The 20,366-nt window shown below is 70.0% G+C and carries 29 protein-coding genes, 1 tRNA gene and 1 pseudogene; all 31 read left to right on the forward strand.

The window, feature by feature from the left end; genetic code table 11:
• Positions 1-446 precede the first annotated feature (446 nt).
• Positions 447-815, forward strand: coding sequence for a hypothetical protein (locus tag KUM49_RS10165; RefSeq protein ID WP_217236412.1), 369 nt, complete (start codon positions 447-449; stop codon positions 813-815).
• Positions 816-974: 159 nt separating this feature from the next.
• Positions 975-1,550 carry a hypothetical protein gene (locus KUM49_RS10170; RefSeq protein WP_217236413.1) on the forward strand — a complete coding sequence of 192 codons (576 nt, stop codon included), beginning with the start codon at positions 975-977 and terminating at the stop codon, positions 1,548-1,550.
• Between the two features lie 125 nt (positions 1,551-1,675).
• Complete coding sequence (locus KUM49_RS10175; RefSeq protein ID WP_217236414.1) at positions 1,676-2,854, forward strand: DUF932 domain-containing protein; 1,179 nt, start codon at positions 1,676-1,678, stop codon at positions 2,852-2,854.
• 348 nt (positions 2,855-3,202) lie between these two features.
• On the forward strand, positions 3,203-3,691 hold the full coding sequence (locus KUM49_RS10180; protein WP_217236415.1) for a hypothetical protein: 489 nt from the start codon (positions 3,203-3,205) through the stop codon (positions 3,689-3,691).
• A gap of 143 nt (positions 3,692-3,834) precedes the next feature.
• The gene (locus KUM49_RS10185; RefSeq protein WP_217236416.1) at positions 3,835-4,050 is read left to right on the forward strand and encodes a hypothetical protein; all 216 of its coding nucleotides are present in this window, start codon (positions 3,835-3,837) and stop codon (positions 4,048-4,050) included.
• A 280-nt stretch (positions 4,051-4,330) separates the two neighbouring features.
• Positions 4,331-5,110 carry a hypothetical protein gene (locus tag KUM49_RS10190; protein ID WP_217236464.1) on the forward strand — a complete coding sequence of 260 codons (780 nt, stop codon included), beginning with the start codon at positions 4,331-4,333 and terminating at the stop codon, positions 5,108-5,110.
• A 289-nt stretch (positions 5,111-5,399) separates the two neighbouring features.
• Positions 5,400-5,642 carry a hypothetical protein gene (locus tag KUM49_RS10195; protein WP_217236417.1) on the forward strand — a complete coding sequence of 81 codons (243 nt, stop codon included), beginning with the start codon at positions 5,400-5,402 and terminating at the stop codon, positions 5,640-5,642.
• Positions 5,643-5,697: 55 nt separating this feature from the next.
• Positions 5,698-6,069 (forward strand): hypothetical protein, encoded by a 372-nt coding sequence (locus KUM49_RS10200; protein ID WP_217236418.1) that lies wholly within the window; start codon positions 5,698-5,700, stop codon positions 6,067-6,069.
• Between the two features lie 51 nt (positions 6,070-6,120).
• Positions 6,121-6,414, forward strand: a complete 294-nt coding sequence (locus tag KUM49_RS10205; RefSeq protein WP_217236419.1) for a hypothetical protein — start codon at positions 6,121-6,123, stop codon at positions 6,412-6,414.
• Positions 6,411-6,614, forward strand: coding sequence for a hypothetical protein (locus KUM49_RS10210; RefSeq protein ID WP_217236465.1), 204 nt, complete (start codon positions 6,411-6,413; stop codon positions 6,612-6,614). Before KUM49_RS10205 ends, KUM49_RS10210 begins: the two co-directional genes overlap by 4 nt.
• A gap of 10 nt (positions 6,615-6,624) precedes the next feature.
• Positions 6,625-7,236, forward strand: coding sequence for a hypothetical protein (locus KUM49_RS10215; RefSeq protein ID WP_217236420.1), 612 nt, complete (start codon positions 6,625-6,627; stop codon positions 7,234-7,236).
• Between the two features lie 188 nt (positions 7,237-7,424).
• Positions 7,425-7,498, forward strand: a tRNA-Ile gene (locus tag KUM49_RS10220).
• Between the two features lie 59 nt (positions 7,499-7,557).
• A pseudogene (locus KUM49_RS10225) lies at positions 7,558-8,199 on the forward strand (hypothetical protein); the annotation flags it as partial.
• A 163-nt stretch (positions 8,200-8,362) separates the two neighbouring features.
• The gene (locus KUM49_RS10230) at positions 8,363-9,061 is read left to right on the forward strand and encodes a hypothetical protein (RefSeq protein WP_217236421.1); all 699 of its coding nucleotides are present in this window, start codon (positions 8,363-8,365) and stop codon (positions 9,059-9,061) included.
• A gap of 156 nt (positions 9,062-9,217) precedes the next feature.
• A complete protein-coding gene (locus tag KUM49_RS10235; protein WP_217236422.1) occupies positions 9,218-9,562 on the forward strand; it encodes a hypothetical protein in 345 nt (114 codons plus the stop codon).
• 61 nt (positions 9,563-9,623) lie between these two features.
• Complete coding sequence (locus tag KUM49_RS10240; RefSeq protein ID WP_217236423.1) at positions 9,624-9,863, forward strand: hypothetical protein; 240 nt, start codon at positions 9,624-9,626, stop codon at positions 9,861-9,863.
• Between the two features lie 59 nt (positions 9,864-9,922).
• A complete protein-coding gene (locus tag KUM49_RS10245) occupies positions 9,923-10,621 on the forward strand; it encodes a hypothetical protein (protein WP_217236424.1) in 699 nt (232 codons plus the stop codon).
• A gap of 182 nt (positions 10,622-10,803) precedes the next feature.
• Complete coding sequence (locus KUM49_RS10250) at positions 10,804-11,385, forward strand: PP2C family serine/threonine-protein phosphatase (RefSeq protein ID WP_217236425.1); 582 nt, start codon at positions 10,804-10,806, stop codon at positions 11,383-11,385.
• A gap of 115 nt (positions 11,386-11,500) precedes the next feature.
• Positions 11,501-11,800, forward strand: a complete 300-nt coding sequence (locus tag KUM49_RS10255) for a hypothetical protein (protein ID WP_254401027.1) — start codon at positions 11,501-11,503, stop codon at positions 11,798-11,800.
• Positions 11,801-11,970: 170 nt separating this feature from the next.
• Entirely contained in the window at positions 11,971-12,420 is a 450-nt protein-coding gene (locus KUM49_RS10260) for a hypothetical protein (protein ID WP_217236427.1), read from the forward strand.
• 102 nt (positions 12,421-12,522) lie between these two features.
• Positions 12,523-12,717 carry a hypothetical protein gene (locus tag KUM49_RS10265; protein ID WP_217236428.1) on the forward strand — a complete coding sequence of 65 codons (195 nt, stop codon included), beginning with the start codon at positions 12,523-12,525 and terminating at the stop codon, positions 12,715-12,717.
• A gap of 207 nt (positions 12,718-12,924) precedes the next feature.
• Positions 12,925-13,410, forward strand: a complete 486-nt coding sequence (locus KUM49_RS10270; protein ID WP_217236429.1) for a hypothetical protein — start codon at positions 12,925-12,927, stop codon at positions 13,408-13,410.
• Positions 13,411-13,426: 16 nt separating this feature from the next.
• Complete coding sequence (locus KUM49_RS10275; RefSeq protein WP_217236430.1) at positions 13,427-13,759, forward strand: hypothetical protein; 333 nt, start codon at positions 13,427-13,429, stop codon at positions 13,757-13,759.
• Between the two features lie 122 nt (positions 13,760-13,881).
• Positions 13,882-15,402 (forward strand): ParB N-terminal domain-containing protein, encoded by a 1,521-nt coding sequence (locus KUM49_RS10280; RefSeq protein ID WP_217236431.1) that lies wholly within the window; start codon positions 13,882-13,884, stop codon positions 15,400-15,402.
• A gap of 78 nt (positions 15,403-15,480) precedes the next feature.
• Complete coding sequence (locus KUM49_RS10285; protein ID WP_217236432.1) at positions 15,481-15,807, forward strand: hypothetical protein; 327 nt, start codon at positions 15,481-15,483, stop codon at positions 15,805-15,807.
• 117 nt (positions 15,808-15,924) lie between these two features.
• On the forward strand, positions 15,925-16,299 hold the full coding sequence (locus KUM49_RS10290) for a hypothetical protein (RefSeq protein ID WP_217236433.1): 375 nt from the start codon (positions 15,925-15,927) through the stop codon (positions 16,297-16,299).
• A 176-nt stretch (positions 16,300-16,475) separates the two neighbouring features.
• Complete coding sequence (locus tag KUM49_RS48205; RefSeq protein WP_254401028.1) at positions 16,476-17,318, forward strand: hypothetical protein; 843 nt, start codon at positions 16,476-16,478, stop codon at positions 17,316-17,318.
• Positions 17,319-17,381: 63 nt separating this feature from the next.
• A complete protein-coding gene (locus tag KUM49_RS10300; RefSeq protein WP_217236434.1) occupies positions 17,382-17,996 on the forward strand; it encodes a cell envelope biogenesis protein OmpA in 615 nt (204 codons plus the stop codon).
• Positions 17,997-18,037: 41 nt separating this feature from the next.
• Complete coding sequence (locus tag KUM49_RS10305) at positions 18,038-18,838, forward strand: hypothetical protein (RefSeq protein ID WP_217236435.1); 801 nt, start codon at positions 18,038-18,040, stop codon at positions 18,836-18,838.
• Between the two features lie 43 nt (positions 18,839-18,881).
• Positions 18,882-19,409, forward strand: coding sequence for a single-stranded DNA-binding protein (locus KUM49_RS10310; protein ID WP_217236436.1), 528 nt, complete (start codon positions 18,882-18,884; stop codon positions 19,407-19,409).
• 88 nt (positions 19,410-19,497) lie between these two features.
• Positions 19,498-20,322: a DNA-processing protein DprA gene (locus tag KUM49_RS10315; protein ID WP_217236437.1), complete on the forward strand. Its 825-nt coding sequence runs from the start codon at positions 19,498-19,500 to the stop codon at positions 20,320-20,322.
• Positions 20,323-20,366: the final 44 nt, after the last annotated feature.

Genomic DNA, 20,366 nt, shown 5'->3' on the forward strand with positions numbered 1-20,366 from the left:
TTAGAACACGACAGAGGGTGTGTGGGCACCCTCCGGGCACCCGCACACCCAACACCCCGTCAGGCGCCTCGCCAGGCGCCCCGACACCCAGCGCGCGGAGGCCCCGCCGACGCGCAACACATCCACCTCGCCCCGGATCCCCGACGCCGCCGCGCCACCCAGCCCGCACCCACCCTTTCTCTCTCATTCGGGCAGGGAGAGCGGCAGCAGAGGGGATGTCAGCAATGCGACCACGCCAAGAATGCCCATGTGACCTGTGGTTTCGTGCGGAGTCTGCCGATGGGTTGCGCAACCCCGAGCGCAACACCTAACGCAACGTCAGAATGCACCCCGGTACGCAACATCAGGCGCAACGAGGGGGTTCCATCCCAACCCGAGATGCACTATTCTTTGAGTTCTGGGGGAGGCGACCCCCGGAAACCGCAAGGAACAACGAAGGGGAAACCGTGGAAATCAAGATCTCGGATGGCATTGTCAGCCGCGTACCCGGAGCGGACGCGCCGATGAACGGCCTTGCCATTCAGGCCCGTACCGTCGCGAACTTCCTGCCGCTTTCCGTCCTGCGCGCGGGTGCCGATATCCTGCACAACGTCGACGACAAATACACGGGGATTCGCGTCAACACCAAGCTCGGCCCGGTCGTTTTGGAAATGCCGACGGGTGACGCGAGTTACCGGCTCGTCCACCAGCTTCCCGAGCCGAACAAGGCTGGTCAGACCGAAGTGGAAATGCGGCGCTTCCCTCAGATCTACAAGCCGCATGGGATCGCTCTCATTTTGGGCCAGTTCCTCGAATCGCGCGGGTTTCTGAGCTAGCTGCCGTCCCTCCCTGAGAGTGGAGGGGGGAACGGGAAGGAAGCGCAGGTCAGGGGTGGGTTTACTCACCCCTAATTTGCACTATTGTTGAAGTTGTTCGGGGGGCGGCGGTCTCGCCCCCCGACCCGGCAGAAACCAACGTCGAAGGGGAAGCGACAAATGGCAGAGCAGGGAGCCCGGCAGATGCTGCCGGAGGTACAGAAGTACGTCGAGAGCGTTGAAGCGGCCACCACGGCTCAGAGCGCAGCCGTGACTGCGGCAGGCGAGAAGTACCCGGAGCGGCACGGCTACGGCGAGGAGGGGCGTCGCCAGGACAGCGCCTACAGCGAGGAGATCCGCAAGGCCTACACCACGAGCGCCGCCGCCCAGAGGGCCGCATGGGAAGCCCTCAAGGCGTCCGGCGATCCGCTGGTGAAGTGGATCGCCGAGAACTGCGGGGAGTACCGGACTGAGGCTCAGCGCATCCTGGCCATCCTTCCCGCCACGGTCGATGAGCTGGATGAGTTGGCCGACGCGCAGGGCTGGTGTGGCGTCTGGGGCGATTTCAGGCAGCGGGCAATCGATGCCGGAGTCATGCCCGGCATCACCGCCCCGAGCCAGGCCAGGAAAGCGGTCTTCGAGCGGATCGACCGAGAGGGCTGCTGCCCCATGGGGCTGGGGTCGAGGCGACGCATCGGCCAGGCCCTGGACGCCCTTATCCAGGAAGCCCTGACCGCTGAGGCCAGCGCCCGCTGAGACCCAAAACCGCCAGGTCAGGGGTGGGTTTACTCACCCCTGATTTGCACTATTGTTGAAGTTGTTCGGGGGGCGGTGGCCCCGCCCCCCGAACCGCAGAAGACAACAGCGAAGGGGAACATCGCATGACTCAGCAGTACGCAGAGCGCGCCACGGCAGCAGCCCCCCGGGGCGCCCGGAACGCCGATCTCCGGGACCTGGTCACCATCCTGGAGGACCACAGGAACCGGAAGCTGGACGTCGTCACCTCCGCATCCGCTCTGTCGTTCCGTGACGGAAACGTCCAGGTCGAGGGCATCGAGCGCCAGATCACGGAAGAGGGCGTCACGGACGTGGACGGCACCTACCGCCCCACCGCCGTCGCGGACGAGGGCATCGCGGACAAGCTGAAGATCCCGGTGGGCTACCTCCGCCGCATGCGCGCCGAGAACGTCCCGCTCCTGGACGAGAACGTGAACGCGTGGCTTCGCCAGGAGCCCGACCGCCGTTTCATGCTCCGTGCGCTCCGAGGCGACAGCGCCCCCGGCGCCGCGCCCGCCGCTGGCGTGGCCCGCGCGCTGATGTCCGACAGCTACAAGGTCATGGACAACCTTGACATTCTGCTGGCCGCCCTGGACGGCGTGCAGAAGTCCGGGCACCCGACCAACGTCACAGGCTGCGATCTCACCGACCGTCGCATGTACGTGCGGGTGGAGTCCGAAGCGGTCGCCGTCATGGCGCCCGAGCTGCTCAGCGGGTACCGCTCACCGTTCGACGGCCGCAGTGGTGACGAACTCCCGATCGTTTCGGCCGGATTCGTCATCACCAACAGCGAAGTCGGGGCCGGTGCGTGGTCGGTGACCCCGCGTGTGGTCATGCGGGTGTGCACCAACGGCCTGACCATGCCCATGGACGTCATGCGCGCCGTGCACATCGGCGCCAAGCACGACGAGGGAGTGGTGTCCTGGTCGGAGGAGACCGAGCGGAAGGAACTCGCGGTAATCACGTCCAAGACCGCCGACGCGGTCCGGACGTTCCTCTCTCGCGAGTACGTCGAAGCGAAGCTCGGTGAGATTCAGGCCGCCGCCGGTAAGCCCGTGGCCGAGCCGACGAAGACCATCGAGCACGTCACGAAGTCTCTCAAGATCAGCAACGAGACCAAGGAAACGATCCTCGCCCACTTCATTCGGGGTGGGCAGATCACGGCGGGCGGCGTGATGCAGGCCGTCACATCGACCGCGCAGACCCTCGCCGACGCCGACCAGGCCGCCGCCCTGGAAGCGCTCGCACTCCCCGCCCTCACGGCCGCCGCCGCACACGGCTGACAGACCCCCGTGCGGGCCGGGCAACTCCCCCAGCCCGGCCCGCACGGGCCCGACCGTCCCCAGAGCGCGGAGCGTTCGCAGTAGTCGCCGGACACGGCGACCCAAGACCCCGTGTGGGTCGGGGCCCCCGCCCGGCCCACACGGTCCCCCGAGCGCGGAGCGCACCCGCCTCGCCCCTGCCGCGTAGCAGCAGAGCAGCACGTCTGCGGAGCAGACCGCGCGCGAGGAAGCCCCACTACACCCGAACGCGGTGCGCGCCGCACCGCCCACCGCCCACCGCCCCACCGCCGTCCCCACACGGCCCCGCCGGCCTTTTGCTGACTACCTCTCGCCAAGGAGCAATCCGCCATGCCCGCACGCCCCGGATTCATCCCCCCGGACAAGGCCGCAACCGAGGCCGCCATGGATCGCACACTGGACGCGCTGGCCGCCGTGTTCGAGGCCATCGGCCCTGGCGAACGCACGCTGGACATCGCGATCATGCGGACCGACGGCATACCCCTGTGCCAGACAGTCGAATTCTCACCCACAACGAACATCGAGCTCAGCGGCATTCTCGGCGATGACGACTACTACACCCTTGCCGTGTTTCTCGTGTTCGCGCTGGAGGGCAGCACCGTCACCGGCGCCACTCTCATAGCCACCACGGCCGCCGAGCCGCGCCCCCGCAGCTGCGGCTGGACCGTCCGTAACGGATGGCTGCACCCCATGAATACCGCCGCCGTCGAAGTCGCCCTCACCCCCTGCCCCGGCGTCGCCGCCGAGGACCGCGAGATCTACAGCGCTCCAGCCCTCCCCGAGCCGACCGCCAGCGACGAGGGAAGCGATCGTGCCTGACACCCCCGCACCAGCTGCGGACCCCATCGACGTCCCCGCCACCCGGCGTCACGCAGATATGGCGAGGCCGCGCCGTCCGCGATGCCATCGCCAGATGCCGCCGCAAACCCGTCGTCGGGTGGCCCGCAGGGTGGGCCCACCTCATGCCCGACTCCTCCGTCAGGTTCGACCTCGGAGGCTTCCCATGGAGCGCGCCGGACATCTACACCGACGAGCCCGCCGACGAGCCCGACACCTGGGGCCCGCCCTGCGGTGAGTGCAGATACCCCAAGTCTGAACACGACTTGTCCCGCCTGTGGCCCCGCTCGCGGGCCGACGGCAGCGGCTGCACCTGTTGGAGCTACTTCCCGCAGACGTAGCTGCCCACAAGCCCCGTGTGTCTTCCCCGACCTTCCCCAAGGGGGAAGGCACACGGCCCCCAGGCCAGATCGCCGCTGGCCGCCCTTGTCTCCCCGCGCCCGCCCCTCCCCTTCGCCGGGCGCGGGGAGACCATCACCGCCCACCAGGCCACGGCCACCGCATCAGCGCACCGGCCGCTACGTCGACCACCACCAGGAGCAGCCGCCATGAGTTCGACGCTGAGCGTCGAGACACCCGCCGGCACCGTGCACGCCACCGCCCGGCCCCGCGGACTCCGTCGTGTTCGACCTGGACGAAGCGATGCGCGGGAGCGTCCACGTCACCGGCACCCACCACGTCCGGCACTGGGACCAGTTCACCGCCGTCCGCACCAGGGAAACTGAGGAGAACATCGTGCCGACCATGCTCGAACAGCTCGCTACTGGGGAGAAGCACGATCCGACGATCCTCCTGCCGAACGTTTGGTACGACCTGCTGCGTACCGTGGAGACGGTGTGCCCGTGCGGCAATACGACGAGCGTCCGCAACGGCGTCCTGACCGCGCACGAGCCGATGTCGACGTGGGACATGAACGGCACGCGGCGTGCGGTGATCCGTGACGCGTACGGCGTCGGGATCACCTGCCGCTACAGCGGACGGACCGTCACCCTGGCCGCCGCCCTGGAGCGCGACAGCGTTCTGACCCCCGCCGAGCGGCACGTCCGCGATGTCACGCAGGGTCGGCTGGAGGCAGGCATCACGGATACTGCCCCGGAGGGCTACGCCCTGCCGAAGCCGGTTGCTGCCCTGTTCGCGCTCGCTGAGGCGCACGGCTGGAAGACACAGCAGGCGTGGGCGCCCCTTGACGGGGGTTTCCTCCTGAACCTCCGTGTAGGCCGACCGGCCGACGGGGGCCGGAAGTGGCAGTACGACCTGCCCTATTTCGTCGCTTCAGGCGTCGCGCGCCGGACCCGGTCCGGGCTGTGCGTCACGCCGGACCGCAGGGGTCAGCACGACACCCCGTCCATCAAGGCCATCACGGCCGTGATCCGGGCCAACCCAGCTCCGACGGAGAGCTGAGGGAGGCGCGACGGGAGGCAACCCCGCAAGGCGGCGGCATTCCCGCTATCGCCAGCCGCGGGTGGGCTGCCGGCTTCCTCTACCGCTACCGCAAACCCGACCCGTCCGGATGCCCTCGGCGCACCGCCCCTCACCTACACGCCCCGCCCGCCCGACGAAGGAGATGTTCTGATCATGCGTTGGCTGATGAGCCTCGGTGAACGCACCCGCCCCGACGCACCGACCTACGCCAGGGGCGATCGGATCGCCCCGCCCCCTCTCGCACCCGGAGCCGACCAAAGGAGCCACCGTGCCTGAGGAGTTCACGTTCACTGCCAACACCGGCTGGTACGGCTACCGCGTCCTCGACCGCCGGGAGCGCGCCACCTGCTACGGGGTCACCTGGTACCACGCGGACTGCCGGGCATGGGTGGCCGAGTATCCCGGCGACCGCCCCGGCAGCGGCATCCGCATCCCCGGCTTCGCGAGCCGCGAATGGGCCGCGCGCTTCCTGTACCGCTACCGCAAGCCCGAGCCGTCCGGGCGCCCCTGACGCACCGCCCCTCACCCACACGCCCCGCCCGCCCGACAAGGGAGATGTTCTGATCATGCGTTGGCTGATGAGCCTTGGTGAACGCACCCGCCCCGACGTCCCGACCTACGCCGAGGACCCCGCCCCCGACCAGGCGCGCGCCCTGGCCCTGGTCGACGACTTCGCCCAGCTCTTCACCGTCCTGAAGGAATGGCGGCAGGAGTACGGCGAGGAGCTGACCGCGTGGGCCGTACAGGTGGAGGCCGACGACGTCGAGAACCTCCCCGCGGAACTCATCGCGCAGTGGGAATGGGAGGGCGCCCCGGTCCGCCTCGACACCCAGCGAGGGGGCTACGTGAAGGTGTCCGACTACCGCGACGTCCCAGTGCGCCCCGGCATCAGCGCCCGCACCACCACCGGCCTCCCACTGTGGACCACCACACCCTGACGGGTCGCCTGACCGCCTCACACCGCCGCCCGTCGCAGAAGGGACCACACCTTGGCAACCTTCGGTCACATCACCCGCGAGCGCTGCGACCAGTTGGGCCGCGCCCTCACGGCCGCCGGCCTTTCCTGGACAGACAACGGCCGTCAAGACAAGCCCGAGTTCCTCACCTACACCGCCACCGACGCGCACGGCCGCGAGTGGAGCATCAGCCCGGCCACCAGCCACCAGATCACCCCGTCCCGCCCCGCGAGTCTGTGGCAGGCCCAGTGCACCGAGCCGATGCACTGGACTCTGGTCCTGTCCGCACGGGCAGTCGTCGACCACATCCAGGTTTTCCCCGCATGACTGGCCCACTGCGGCCGTGGCGCCCCGAGGACTTCGACGACCAGTGCGAGACGTGCGGCGCGCCTCCAGGCCAGTTGTGCAAGCCGCCGTGCGACACCGGCTACACCGCCGAAGACGCCCGCCGCGATGCCGAGATCCGCGACCAGGGCAGCGCGAGGGACCCCGCACCGAGCACCCCCCCCCACTATCCGAAGGAGTGAACAGAGCGCCATGACACGCGAGTTGACCACACAGGAGCAGTTCGACGCGTTCGCCGAGGAAGTGGCGCGGGAGCTGGGTACGCACTGCCGTACGGCCGAACTCACCGACTACGGGCGCGGTTGGGGACGGCTTGTCATTGACGGAGACGGCCGTGCCCTGCGCTTGTGCCAGCCCGACGACCGCCGCCCCGATCGCCTGAAGATCCACGCCGCGCTGCCGGACGAGACCAAGATGACCGCGCCGTCGATCGGGGTCACAGCCAGCAGCCCCCGCCATGTGGCCCGCGAGATCACCCGGCGGCTGTATCCCCTGCACGCCGAGGCCGCGCAGCAGGCCGCCGAAATCGCCGCACGGCAGGAGGCGGAGGAGAGCAGCCGCCGCGCCGTCGCTGAAGCCGTGGCCGGCGCACTGCCCGGGGCCCGGATCGAGGAGCAGTACCGGCGCACCCGGGTCATCTGGCAGCACGACACCAGGCCGCCCGGCGAGCACGGCCCCGTCCAGGTCGACAGCGTCACCGTGCTCGTCGGCCCCTCCGGTGAGGGGGTGCAGGCCGAAGCGTCCGGGCGCCCCAGCTCCATGATTGCCATGCTGGCCGCGTTCGCCCAGGCAGCACGGGAGTAAGAAGCGCAGGTCAGGGGTGGGTTCCCTCACAACCTAAAGGCACTATTATTGGAATTCGAGAAACGGTTGCTGCCCACCGGTTCCCGCCCCCGCCTCGCCTCCGCAGACCCTCTCAGCCCGGCCCCCAGAACGAGGCCGCGCCCCGCCCGGCCTGGCCGAAGGGCGTGGCCCTCACAACCGCACACCGAGGTGCTGTAGCTCAGTTGGTAGAGCGCGGATCTTATAAGTCCTGAGGTCGTGGGTTCGAGTCCCACCAGCACCACTCCAACACCGTTATTCACGACTGGAGTTGCGATGACCGACACCGAGGCCACCCGGCACCCCGAGACGCCCGCCGAGGTGGCGTCCGCCATCCTGGACGCGATCGAGACCCGGCCCGACGCCTTCAACTACGACGGCCAGCCCCTAGCCGACCTGGTCCAGGCCCTGGTCGACGAAGCCGTCCGCCAGGCCACTTGGGAGTACGCCTCCACACTTCTGGCCCGCCTCGGCGCCTGCACCTGCTGCGGCGAGGACATCGGCCGAACGGCCTTCGCCCGGTCCTCGGGCCTGCTGGCCCGCATCCTCGACACAGCCCGACCGGGCCACCGGCACCTGGTCTGCAGCGTCTCGGCGGCACCCGAAACCCTGGTCGCCGTCCTTCACGCGGATACGGACCCGGGCGGCGCGAGCCAGGTCGACGAGGCCGAGGCCCTCGAATTCACCACGGTCCTCGCCCTCGGTCTGGCGACCCGGAGCCCCGGCGGACTCGTCATTCGGACCACCACCCCGAGCGCCCCGGACCAGGTCTACGGCTGGCGACTGCGCAAGGGAGACTTCGAACCCCTCACCGCAGGCGAGATCTTCGACGCCTACTGCACGGACGTCGATTCCGGCGGCCTCGTCTCCCCGGAATCCGACGTCGACTACTGCGTGCCGCCGGACCTCGGGCACGAAGCCACGCCGTCGACCCACCGGCACTGAAAGGCCCCAGGCACACCGTAAACGAGCAGGTCAGAGGGGGGTTCACGCCAACTCGACTCACACTATTATAGAAACTGAGTCCGGGCCGTCGCCGCACCGGCACCCCGCCCGCCAGGGCGACGGCCCGCCCCCCTCCCCCGAATCCAGTTCCCAGGAGCTTGCCGTGCAAGTGACCCCCATGCCGATCATCGACTGGAACTGCAATAAGGCCTACCAGTGCCCGCAGTGCCGCCACGACACGGTCGCGAGCCCCTCCCGCTGGGAGGTGTACACCTGCTGCAACTGCGCCACCCGTTTCGCCCGCTTCCCCCACCTGCAGCGCTTCCTGCGCCACGTCGGCGTCACCTGCGAGTTCTGCACGGAGCGCCACCCCGTACTCGTCGACGGCGAGCCCTTCGGGTTCCTGCGCCGCCGCCACAACGGCGTCGGGATGTACACAGAGCACCAGTTCGAGGCGTGGCTGTACGACACGGACGAGTTCGCCGACCACCGCGACGGTGTGAGCTACCTCAGCACCCGCGCCAGCCGCGCGGAGGCCATGGCCGACCTCGCCCACTGGCGCAGCATGTTCGGCCCCATCGAGGACAACCTCAGCCCCGTCTTCGCCGTCGTTGCCGACGAGCAGTTCGACAAGTACGGACCGGAGGTAACCGGGGAGCAGCGCGACGCGTTGCTTGACGGCACGCTGGAGGCCTACGGCGTCGGCGTCCTGCGCGCCTTCATCCCACCGCACCCCCGGCGCGGGCAGTTCCACGTCGACACCGCCACCTTCACCTGGGGCCTGATCGCCCCGTCCGGCCTGGAGGGCATCTACACCAGGGCGGCACCGAAGTCCCTGGCCGCGTACGCGCCGCAGCTCTGACCCGCCGCGCGCGGACGCGCGCACCTCGCCGTTTGCGCAGGTCAGGGGCGGGTTCACACCACCCCAAAAGACACTATCCGAGGGGCGCCGTCCCTTCCCTCGACTTCATTCACCTGGTGACGGCCCCCTTCCCCACTCCCAGCCCCTGGAGTTGCCATGCTTCGAACGCTGCGCCGCGCCCTGCGACCGGCACGTCTCCGCATTCCCGCCCGCCGGTTCGCCGCCGGGATCGCGGAACTGCCGCCCACCGCGCGCGAAGCGCTCGGCACCGACGTCACGGCCGGGGAAGCCATCGCCTACAACCGCGTCCGTGTCGCCACCGCGACCGCCGTCGCCCTCTACCGCAGCGGATACACGCTGCCGATGACCGACGACGACCTGGACGACGCGGTGCTCGCCCTGGACTTCCCCTACTCGGTCCCGAGCGCGGAGACCCGCGCGTCCATCCGTGCCGCGCTCGCTGTCCTGGACGCCGATCGCACCGTCACCGTCACCCGCTGACCCCTCGTCCGCCCCGGCCGTGGGCCGCCCCGACCAGGGCGGCCCACACGGAAGGAGCCCGGTGTTCCTCGTCGTACCCGACCCCGCTCACGGACTCGTTGCCGCCCCGCAGTCCTCCGACGACCTCACACCCCTCACCGAACAGTCCCTGGCCGCCCAGGGGTTCGCCTGGAACGACGAGATCGAGGCGTACACCCGCCAGGCCGACCACGACCCCGCGGCCGTGGACGACACCGCCGGCATGCTGCGCGAGCTGGGCCACTACGTCTTCTCCGCCTACAGGCCGCTACCCAGGAGCTGACCGGCGCCCGGCCGGCCTCCGCCGCCACCTCCCGCCCCTTGCGCAGATGGAGTTCCGCCATGACCCGACGCCGCACCCAGCCGCAGCGGCCCGTCCGGTACGCCGCCGCCGAGCACGACGGACGCCACCAGGCCGTGGACCAGCTCCACGGGTACGCGCTCAGCAGCCACGCCACGCGTGCGGCCGCCGAGGACGCGGTGCGCGAGCTGACCGCCAGCCCGACGGCCGCGATCGAAGCCGTCGAGGAACTCGACGCCGCCCTGACGGGCCCGGCCGCCCGAGAGCGTCGGATCCTGCGCCGGTACGGGTACGCCTGGAGCCTGCGTCAGGACGAAATGCTCTCCCTGCGCGGGGAGTTCAGCCTTGACCGGCTGGAGACCCTGATCTCCGGCGGTCATCTGGCCATGGTGTTCAGCCCGGCCGGTCTGCCGTACTACACCACGCCCGAGCGGTACGCCCAGCTGTCGCCCCGCTGGATACGCGGCGGCGACGAGTCGTTCCCGGCCGCCGACGTCGCCCACCTCGAACGCCCCCGCCCCGCCCTGGAGTTGCTCCCTTCACGCAAGCGCTACGAGCCGTGCGAGCTGCACGGGATCACCCTGTGGCGGTGCCTGATCTGCGGGCCACGTGAGCACTTCGAGTGCCAGTGGGGCGACTGCAACGCCAACCGCGTCACGGCCTACTGCGAGCGCTGCGTACGCATGGACCCCCGGCGCACCTTCCCGCTACCGCCCCGCCGAGAGCACAACTGGCCGTAAAACCGCAGGTCAGGGGTGGGTTCACACACCCCTGAAAAGCACTATTATTGATGATGCGGGAGGGGGTTCCCCCCACCCCCTCCCACTCCCGGCACTATCCGACCGAGCGCCCGACACTGATGCCACGGCCCCCCGTCCGGCCGAGCAGGCCGACTACTCCGCCCCAGCCAAGGAGAGCATCCATGGCCCACGCGTCCGCGCAGCTGATAGGCGACCGCTCCCACCAGTGCGACGCCACCGCCACCTACACCCACGCCGGAACCCGCGCGTACGTCCTGTGCGACGGCATCGGTTCCAGCGACGAGGTGGAGGCCTGGACCAGCGCCGCCGCCCGCCGCGTCGCTCAGGCCGCGGCGCGACGCGGCGACGCCGAGGCCGGCCTCCGCGCCGTCTACGACCGGTACGCCGCCGAGCCCGCGCGCAGCGACCCGTACGCGGACTTGCCCAACGCATGCGCCGCCGTCGCTGTCGCCGTCCCCGGCAAGCCGCTGACCGTCGCATGGTGCGGCGACGTCCGCGCCTACGTCCTCACCCCCGGCCGCACTCTCCAGTGCCTCACTGCTGACCACAACATGCGGCGCGTCTTCAATGGCAGCCGCAATCGTGTGACGTCCTACCTGGGAGCCGTGGAGTCCGACACGCCTCAAGCTACGCGGACAACGCGACCGTCCTGGTTACCGACCTCCCCGCAGCCCGCTCGCGGGAGTGAACCGCAGGTCAGAGGTGGGTTCACACTCAGCAGTAATGCACTATTATTTATGTAATGGGTCCGGGGAACTCCCCGGACCCGGCCCCCAGGGCTAGACCATCGCCCCTCAACGCCCAGGAGTTGCCTTGCTGACTTCGTTGCTCCGTGCCCTGCTCCCGCCCCTGATCCGCATGAGCGCCCGTGCGCTCGACACGGGTATCCCACCGTTGCCGCCGACCGCCCGCGACGTATTCGGCGCCGACCTCACTGCGGATCAGGCCGTCACTTACAACCGGGGTCGTGTGGCCACCTGCACTGCTGTGGCCCTGTACCGCAGCGGCCAGCAGCTCGACGAGCTGAGCGACGACGAACTCGACACCGCCGTGCGCGCCCTCAAGTTCCCGTACTCCCGCCCCAGCGAAGAAACCCGGGCCGCCATCCGCGCAGCGCTCGGTGTGCTGGAAGCCGATCCCACGATCCGCGTCATCTGACCCGGACGCCGTGACCCCGCAGACGAACGACGCCCACAGCGTCAGCCGGGGCCGCCGAGCTCCGCGTCCAGGGCCACCACGTCGTCACCCCCACAGCCGTCGCGCCCGCACAGTTCCCCGCCTGAGACCGGGCCACCCAGTCATCCAGTACGCCCCGGAGGGATACCCCCATGGCCGCAGCCACCTCGCCCATCCTCACCGCGGACGCCGTCACGGTCGCCACCGACCACATGGGCCGCCTGTACGCCGTCGTCCCCGACGATGTCGCCCGCCCGCTCGCCATAGCCGCACGCAAGGGCATCGACCCGGAGGCACGCGGCATCTTCTTCGAGTCCGACCCGCACCCGGCCGACTCCTGGCCCGCCCTCACCGTGCGCGTCATCTTCGAAGCCGTCCTGTCCTCCCCCGTCGCCGCCCAACACCCCGACACCTGGGGACTGCGCCAGTACCGGGAGCACGGCGGAGGCACCCTGCTCGGGTTCATCGTCGGCGAGAGCGGATGGGACCCCCGCACCCGGTGGTGGCGAGACTGGGACCACACCGGCGACCTGCGCGTCCGGGGCTGCGCGTCCATTGTGACCGCGAGCCGCCCCGCCCTCGCCGGAACCTGCACCTTCTGACAGGCCCACCGCCGAGCCCAACTGGACGTGCGCGCGGGCGGCCGTCGCCACCAGACGAGGCGCGGCCGCCCCGATCTTCTCGCCGCAGGAGGCCCCTCAGCCATGCCCGCCACCCCACGCAACGAGCCCCGCCCGTGGATCCCCTCCGAAGACTTCACCGAAGCCTGCGAGACCTGCCACGCCCCCGCCGGGCAGCTCTGCCGACCGCTCTGCGACACCGGATACACCGCACAGGACGCACAGCGGGACGCCGAACGACGCGAGCAGCACAGCCCCACCAGCCCGCCCACCGTCTGAATTTCCCCAACCAGCCACCTTGGCCACGAAGTTGCCGCGCCTGAAGGAGCGCCCCGCTCCTGGACCACCACCGCCAGGCCTGGAGTCCCTCTCGCCGAGACCGGCGGCAGTCCCGACCGCCAGCGGATCACCTACACCGGCGGCCGCACCCTGGAACTGCCGGCCACCCTCCACCTGCGTGACCATCAGCACGAGAGGACATCACGGATGAAGTCCAACGACTTGGCCTCAGCGCTTGCCACGCCGACCGCGCCACTGGTTCGCGAGGCCCTCACCCGTCTCACACTCAAGTCCCTGGAGTCGTTGACCATCGAGGCCCTCACCGCGACCGAGGAGAAGCTCCGCGAAGTCGTCGTCGACCGGGTCGCAGCCTTCGCAGCGCAGCAGAGCGAGGACGTCCCGGCACCGGTGGCCGCGTACTTCACGCCCACGGAACGGAGGGCGGCGCAGGGCGTCACTTGGAACCCGTTCATCGCAGCGCTCACAACCACCGAGGAGACGCCGGACCTGCGGCACACTCACACCCGGGCAGTCCGCGTACCGGTTCGTGAAGCAGAACTCACCGACGCGCTGTTCGCCGACCGGGAGCTGGCCTCCGCGCTCAACCGGCTCGCAGCGATCGATCCGCCCGAACTCGAAGACGTGCTGCGGGTCCACCTGCCGACCCGCCAGGTCACCCGCGTGACGGCCTGACCCAGGGAGGCCCGCCGTGTCCGTCAAGTCGTCCGTGTACGCGATCTACGGCATTGCAATTGCCCCATCCCATGACCTCGGCGCGCTCCACGCCGCGCTGGAAGCCCGGCCCGCCGAGACTGCCAGTCCGGCCCCGGGGTTCGTACGCGTCGGCCTCTTCCGTGTCGGCGACAGTGAGCACATCATCCTGGGCACGGCGTGCGAGGAGCTGGAGCCCAACGAGTACCGGCCGATGTCCGACCTCGACGTCGACCCGCTATGGAACGACGCCCTGCTCAGTCTCACCGAGCGGCACGGCCTGCCAGTTCTGTCAGGGCCGTCGTGGCTCTTGGTTCACGACCTGAGCTGAGCAACGCATTTTTGCAGGTCAGAGGGTGTCTAGCCACATCCCAGAACTGCACTATTATTGAAATATGACGACGGGGAGACGCTCCCCCAACTCCCCACTGAGACAAGGAAGAGGAGAGCCACATGGCCACCGCCGTCTCGCCCCAGACCGACAAGCCCGACGATTTCGAGGAGACCGCACAGCACCTCGTCCACCTCGACCCGGCACTGCTCGTGCGCGACGAGTGCAACGCCCGCGAGCACGACACCGAGCCGGACACCAAGCTGATCTCGTCCGTCAAGGAACTGGGCGTCGAGGAGGTCATCAGCGTCCGGCCGAACCCGGACGGCACCTACGGGGTGTTCAAGGGGTGGCGGCGTGCCCAGGCGGCGCAGATCGCCAACGCCACGGCCGAGCAGGACGGCCGCCCCGTCCGCACCGTCAAGGCGTTCGTGTGCGCGGATCTGGTCGGCCGGGATGGCTGGACCCGGTTTCTGTCGCTGGTGGAGAACGACCACCGCCAGGAGATGGACGCCCGGGACACCCTCAAGGCCCAGGAACTGTCCCTGGTCGGCATGGACGAGGTCGACCAGGCCAGGGCCGTCAAGGCGATGGGCCTCAAGCGCGGCGCGGTCAACCACCTGCGCAAGGCTCAGAAGCTGAATGACGCTGTACTGCGGCAGGCCACGGCCGGAGGCATGGACCTGGAACAGACCGCCCAGCTCACCGAGGTCGAGGGCATCTCCAACGCCACGCACCGGCTGCTCAGGGCCCTGGCGAAAGACCAGGAAGAGGGCCGGGGCGGGCGCGGGCACTGGGACCAGGAGTTCGCCCTGCTGATGGAGGAGCAGGCCAGCGCCAAGGCCCGCGCGGACGCCACAGCAGCTCTCCAGGAGTCCGGCGTCGCCCTGCTGTCTTCCCTCCCCCGCGAGCAGCGGCAGTCGGCCAAGCCGCTGACCGACCTCACCACCGGTCTCGGGGCCCCGCTCACCGCCGACAACCACCACGGCTGCCACGGCCACTGCGCCACGCTGGACGAGGACAACCAGCCCGTCTGGCACTGCGCCGACCCGGCCGCCAGCGGGCACAAGGTCCGCAAGCAGCCCAAGCCGCCGCGCAGCGCGGAGGACGAGGCGGAGGCGGCAGAGAAGTCGGCCGAGCGGGCGCGCGTGGTCGCCTGCAACCGCGCCTGGAAGGCCGCAGCCGGACCCCGCCAGCAGTTCATCAGCCGCCTGGTGAAAGGCAAGAGCCTCCCCGACGAGGCGCGGACCTTCGCTCAGCAGGTGCTGCTGGAGCTGCCCGAGTTCTACGGCAAGTGGGCCAGCAAGGGCAACACCGCTGACGTCGCACGGTTCCTGGGGGCCAAGGAGGGCGAGGACGCCACGGCGGCGGAACTGGCCGCCGCCCTGCCCAAGGCCAAGCTCGCGAACGTGCTGTTCGCACAGGTCGCCGCCGCCTTCGAGGCCGACATCCGCGACCCGAAGACCTACGACATGGCCCGCTACCAGCCCGCCTACCTCTGGGAAGCCCCCAGCCCCCAGCAGGCCGCCTACCTGCTGCTCCTCGAAGCACTCGGCCAGGCCGACAACGGCAGCTACGCCCTTTCCGAGGTCGAGGACCAGGCCGTGGCCAAGCACCGGCCCAAGACGCCGGACGCCGCCTGACCCCTCACGCACTCCGGCCGGGGCACACCGTGCCCCGGCCCTCTCCCCCGAACCAGACACGCGCAAAGGGAGTTCGCCATGCCCTCATCCAGCCCCGCCGAACCCGAGCAGACCACGAACCGGCGAGACCAGCCGCTCACCCTCGCCCGCCTGCGCCAGCTCGTCCGCCAGGACTGGGCAGGTCTCCCCGGCAAGACGCTGGTTGTCCTTTCCGGTGACAGCGAGGGCAACCGCTACTCGCCCTTCAGCACCTACAGCCGTAGCCGATACGCCCCTATCTACGGGCTGACCGGCGACATCTACCCCCTGGAAAGCGAACTGGCGGAAGACCGCGAGCTGCGCGAGCTGTTCCCCGAGATCCCTGACAACGCCGTCGCAGCCCTCGTTCTCTACCCGCTCGACTGACCGCCCCGCCTCGCCCCGGCGGGTGCATGGCACCCGCCGGGCCCGGCCGACGTCCGGCCCCTGAGCCTCCGGGCAGATCAGTGCCCGGTCACCCCCGCGACACGAGAGGTACCACGCATGCTCACCACGCCCGAGGTCCGCGACCACATCCGCGACCTGACCGACGTCAAGTCCCTGGTCGCCATTCAGGAGGCCGCCACCGCGCGGCTCCTCGACCTGGACGCTGAGAAGCGTCCCGTCATCACGCCCGGCCGGTCTGCCGAGATCGACTCCACGATCAGCAGGGCCTGCCTGCGCTTCCTGACCGGCACGGTCCAGCAGCCGAACCGTACCGGCAGGCGGTTCGACATCCTCCTCGACGAGGCATCCACCAAGCGCCTGCGCAGCGACCAGACCAACCGCTGGCACACGATCCCCGACGACGTGGAGCGATTTCGCCTGACGGGCATACCCGTGGGCTGTATCAAGCTCACGGACGAAGCCGATTCCTAGGAGTCCGCGCTCCGGGGGCAGCGCGACGTGCTGCCCCCGGAGCCTGCACCCCAGCCCGCCGGCGTGGAGCAACAGCGCCGATTTCCGGCTCCGTGAGATCCCGCCGAGACCGGCCTCCCTCACCCGCCGCATGGCACCGCGGGCTTCGACAACTTCCACTGAAAGGACGGCCTGCGATGCTGGTCCGCCTCTCTCCCGCCCAGCGTGACCTCCTGCTCGACCACCTGCATTTCGGCAGCCGGCCCGTGCGCGGAAGCCACACCCTTCGCACCGCCCTGGACACCGCCACGCTCGCAGACCAGCGCTACGGAGTGGACATGAGCGCCGAGATGGTTGAGGCCGCCTCGTTCCTGCTCCGCTTCGCATCTGCGGGCGACGGGCCCCGTCGGGAGGACTCGCGCAGCTTCGACGCCGCGTACATTCTCGGACCGCGACAGCAGACCCACCGCGAGCGCCTGATGTCCGCTCTCGCCGCAGGCGCCGAGATCCGCGAAGTCCGTTCCTTCCATGACGCTGCCCACCGGCCCCGGCACGGGAACGATCCCGAACCGTGGGTCATCACCGACACGGCGCTCAACGCGGAGTTCCGCCTCCCGGACGACGACGTCCACCCCGTATGGCCCCTCCAGCCGGTGCTGGTCATCAGCGACAGCCTTTCCGACGATCCGGTGGGCCTGCACCCCTGCCGGGTGCCGCTCCGCCACCTGCCGTCGGTGCTGTTCACCGCCAAGGAGTACCAGCTCGCCCCGCTCGTACTCCTCGATGACCGCAGCTACGCCACCTTCAAGCTCCGCCACATGCCGCGCCGCCCGGGCCTGATCGTCGTCTGCGCCGACCTGGACGACGCCAGCACCTATCCACGGGGCGCGGTCATCGCCGCCGAGGCCGTTCTGAGGGCCGGACAAGACCTGAGCTGGCTGCACCTGCGCATGCATGACGCCACCGAGTGCCAGTACCTCCCTCTGGACGACCTCCTGACCGGCGACATCTCCGACCCGCCCCCGCCGACCGGCAACTGACCTCCCCTCCAGCGGGCGGCCGCCGCAACAGTCAGCCGCCCACCCTGATCCAAGGACGTGCCGATGCATCCGATACCTCAACGCTGCGCGCGCCGGCCACTGTCGGGCGGCCTGGTCGTGCCGTACGTGTCCTTGATCCACGGCGGCCACGCCGCCTTCGGAACCCTCGACGCCGAGCGGGCACGAACCGCTCTGGTGCGGCGCCTGTGCCAGATCTGCGGCGAACGGCTGGAGGAACGCTGCTTCCTGATCGTCCGCCCGGCTGACATCGTCCGGGGCATCTCACCTGAACCCGCCCTGCACCCCGAGTGCCTGCCCTACACCGCCGCGCACTGCCCCATGCTCAACGGCACCGTCACGCACTACCGCAGCCGCGCGGTCCTGACCGGCCATCCCGCCGGGCGCCCCTGCACCGACCCGTCCTGCCCGTGCCCTTCCCTCTCGCCCGACCAGGGCCACACCGCCCGCAGCGGCGCCCGGGCCGACCGGTACGAGGCCTGGATGATCCACACCCGCGACTACCTCCTGACCGGCCCGGACGACCAGCCAGGAGTCATCGACGGGATCAGCACCGCCGTTCCCGCCCTGCGCAAGCGGCTCCTGCGCAACGCGACGCTCCCGCCCGAGCAGGAAGACCTGCTGAACCTGCTGCGCTCCGTCCTGGACGGGACCGGGTGACCTCCCGCTCCCAGGCGCCGTCATCACTGAAGGAGACACCCGTGATCATCCCCGACCCGTTGACACCCGAGGGCGCCGCCGTCATCGACCTGCACGAGCAGATGGAAGACCTCGAAAACCGCACCGGCGAGTGGCCCGGCGCCGAAGTCGTCGACATTCTCGGCCCGTGGCTCGCAGACTTCGACTTCACCCGCGTGCCGGCCCCCGCACGATGCGTCGCGGGCAGCGCCTGGGTGCTGCGCCGACAGGACCGGCACGAGGACGTGGTGACCCTGTGGACCGACGAGGCCTCCGCGCTCGCCTCTCTCGCACAGCACGCCCGCGCCAACTGGGACAACGTGTGGGGAGGCGAAGGCATCCCCGACTCCCCGCCCGCCAGCGACCGCAGGGCCGTCGATCTGTACTACGGGCCCAAGGACGAACGCGGCGATGAGGACTACTGGCTGTACGCCGACGACATCGGCAGGCTCGCCTCCACCATGCCCGAGCCGGACGGCTTCCGCTTCCCGGGCGAAGAGTTCTGCGCCCAGGCCAACAGCACGGCCGTCTTCCACCCGATGACCGGTCCCGATGACGACGGCCTGCCCTGCATCGAGGCCGGCGGCGTCCTGGTCTTCGCCTACCTGGACCCGGACATGGAGGCCGTACGGGTGTCGGTAGATCTCGACACCGCCGTCGAACAGTTGGTGCGCGGCGACGCGACGATCCCCCTGCATGTCGAGGTCGGGAACGCCACCGTGTTCAGCGCGGGTTCCAGGGCCGTTCCGGCAAAGTCCCGGGCAGGCCGCATGAGCAGGCTGGCGGACTGGGTGCGGTGGATGTGCTGGTGGAGGGAGGATTGACGCTCACCGTAGATGCACTATTATTGTTTTTGGAGGTGCTCGCATGTTCCCGCCCATCACGCACGTGTCCGGCACCATCGCCAGCGACGTCGAGATCCGTTTCACCGAAGAAGGCCTCGCCGTCTGCCGGTTCCGCCTCACGGAAATTCCCCGCAAGTGGGACCCCACGGCGCGCAAGTGGATGGACGGCACTCCGATCCGCTACGTGTGCACCGCCTGGGGCGACATCGCCCGCAACGCGACCGAGTCACTCGTCGACGGAACGGCCGTCCTCGTCCGTGGACGCATCACCGAGATCAAGGACAACGCGATCCGTCTGAGCGTCGACGACCTCGGTCTCAGCCTGCGCGAGCACATCGCCTACACCGATGCGGGAATTCCCGGCCCGGGCGCTGCCGCCCCCGTCACCCCACCCCCCGTGCCGCAGCCCGCCGTGCAGGCCGCCCCCGAACCGGCCACCAGGCGACCGGGCAACCCGCCCGGCTGGTGGGAGCAGCGGCGGGCATCCGGCTGGTCCGAGTCCGGCGCCTCGACAGCAGCCGACGCCTCTCCCCTTCGCGTCGGCAGCTGACCGTCCCCTCCCCTTCACCCCTCTCCCTCGCCCACCGGGCGCGGCACCGGCTCGCCTGCCGGTGCCGCGCCGTGCCCGAAAGGCCGCCATGTCCGACCGTGCCGCCCTCGCAGCGCTCTCCGCCCATTTCACGCCCGCCGAGGTCGCCGCCGACCTCGCCCAGCACTCCCCCGTCGAGGTGTGGGCGCAGCGTGTCCGCCTCGACAACACCGGCCGCCTGTCCCAGTACCGGCCAAAGACCGAGCTCTCCAGCGGAGAGCTGACCTGCCGCTTCCTCATCCCCACCGACGCGCAGTGGCCCTCCGCCCTGGCCGACCTCGGCCCCGCTTGCCCGCTGGGCCTGTGGGTCCGCGGTCACAACCACCTGCCCGAACTGACCACGAGCACCGTCGTGGTGACCGGCAACCGCGCACCCAGCCCGGAGGCCGTCGAGCGCTCCACCGCGTTCGCCACGGCGGTCGCCGAGGCCGGCTACACCGTCGCCGCATCCCTCGCCTACGGCGTCGACGCCACCGCCCACGAAGCCGCCCACCTCATGGGAAGGCCGACGCTGGCCGTCCTGCCGCGCGGACTGGACCAGGCATACCCCCACAACCACGGCCCGCTCCTGAACGCCATCACCGAAAACGGCGGAGCGGCCCTCAGCCTCTACCGGCCGGGCACCGTGACCAGCGGTGCAACCCTCCAGGCCAGCGCCGCGCTCCTCGCCGCCCTCTCCCGCGCGGTGATCCTCATCGAGGCCCTGGACCACGCGCAGGCCCTGCGCACCGCCGAGGCCGCCATCGATCTCAAACGGACCCTGCTGGCCGTCCCGTCCCCCAGCGGCATCCGCGCTGGCGGCAACACCCGTCTGCTCGCCGAACATCTCGCCCTCGCCTGCCCCAGCCCCGCGCGAGCGCTCGAACTCCTCTGACCGCACCCCAGATACCGCCCGTGCCCGGACCTCCCCCGATCCGG

The organism is Streptomyces sp. AC555_RSS877, assembly GCF_019049245.1.
Taxonomy (GTDB): domain Bacteria; phylum Actinomycetota; class Actinomycetes; order Streptomycetales; family Streptomycetaceae; genus Streptomyces.

Excerpts from the sequence above, each read along its gene's own strand:
- KUM49_RS48205 (WP_254401028.1), top strand. The coding sequence starts at position 16,476 with ATGCTGGTCCGCCTCTCTCCCGCCCAGCGTGACCTCCTGCTCGACCAC.
- KUM49_RS10300 (WP_217236434.1), top strand. The coding sequence starts at position 17,382 with ATGCATCCGATACCTCAACGCTGCGCGCGCCGGCCACTGTCGGGCGGC.
- KUM49_RS10255 (WP_254401027.1), top strand. The coding sequence starts at position 11,501 with ATGAGCGCCCGTGCGCTCGACACGGGTATCCCACCGTTGCCGCCGACC.
- KUM49_RS10315 (WP_217236437.1), top strand. The coding sequence starts at position 19,498 with ATGTCCGACCGTGCCGCCCTCGCAGCGCTCTCCGCCCATTTCACGCCC.
- KUM49_RS10285 (WP_217236432.1), top strand. The coding sequence starts at position 15,481 with ATGCCCTCATCCAGCCCCGCCGAACCCGAGCAGACCACGAACCGGCGA.
- KUM49_RS10200 (WP_217236418.1), top strand. The coding sequence starts at position 5,698 with ATGCGTTGGCTGATGAGCCTTGGTGAACGCACCCGCCCCGACGTCCCG.
- KUM49_RS10235 (WP_217236422.1), top strand. The coding sequence starts at position 9,218 with ATGCTTCGAACGCTGCGCCGCGCCCTGCGACCGGCACGTCTCCGCATT.
- KUM49_RS10210 (WP_217236465.1), top strand. The coding sequence starts at position 6,411 with ATGACTGGCCCACTGCGGCCGTGGCGCCCCGAGGACTTCGACGACCAG.
- KUM49_RS10185 (WP_217236416.1), top strand. The coding sequence starts at position 3,835 with ATGCCCGACTCCTCCGTCAGGTTCGACCTCGGAGGCTTCCCATGGAGC.
- KUM49_RS10250 (WP_217236425.1), top strand. The coding sequence starts at position 10,804 with ATGGCCCACGCGTCCGCGCAGCTGATAGGCGACCGCTCCCACCAGTGC.
- KUM49_RS10270 (WP_217236429.1), top strand. The coding sequence starts at position 12,925 with ATGAAGTCCAACGACTTGGCCTCAGCGCTTGCCACGCCGACCGCGCCA.
- KUM49_RS10265 (WP_217236428.1), top strand. The coding sequence starts at position 12,523 with ATGCCCGCCACCCCACGCAACGAGCCCCGCCCGTGGATCCCCTCCGAA.
- KUM49_RS10215 (WP_217236420.1), top strand. The coding sequence starts at position 6,625 with ATGACACGCGAGTTGACCACACAGGAGCAGTTCGACGCGTTCGCCGAG.
- KUM49_RS10290 (WP_217236433.1), top strand. The coding sequence starts at position 15,925 with ATGCTCACCACGCCCGAGGTCCGCGACCACATCCGCGACCTGACCGAC.
- KUM49_RS10180 (WP_217236415.1), top strand. The coding sequence starts at position 3,203 with ATGCCCGCACGCCCCGGATTCATCCCCCCGGACAAGGCCGCAACCGAG.
- KUM49_RS10310 (WP_217236436.1), top strand. The coding sequence starts at position 18,882 with ATGTTCCCGCCCATCACGCACGTGTCCGGCACCATCGCCAGCGACGTC.
- KUM49_RS10245 (WP_217236424.1), top strand. The coding sequence starts at position 9,923 with ATGACCCGACGCCGCACCCAGCCGCAGCGGCCCGTCCGGTACGCCGCC.
- KUM49_RS10260 (WP_217236427.1), top strand. The coding sequence starts at position 11,971 with ATGGCCGCAGCCACCTCGCCCATCCTCACCGCGGACGCCGTCACGGTC.
- KUM49_RS10170 (WP_217236413.1), top strand. The coding sequence starts at position 975 with ATGGCAGAGCAGGGAGCCCGGCAGATGCTGCCGGAGGTACAGAAGTAC.
- KUM49_RS10175 (WP_217236414.1), top strand. The coding sequence starts at position 1,676 with ATGACTCAGCAGTACGCAGAGCGCGCCACGGCAGCAGCCCCCCGGGGC.
- KUM49_RS10280 (WP_217236431.1), top strand. The coding sequence starts at position 13,882 with ATGGCCACCGCCGTCTCGCCCCAGACCGACAAGCCCGACGATTTCGAG.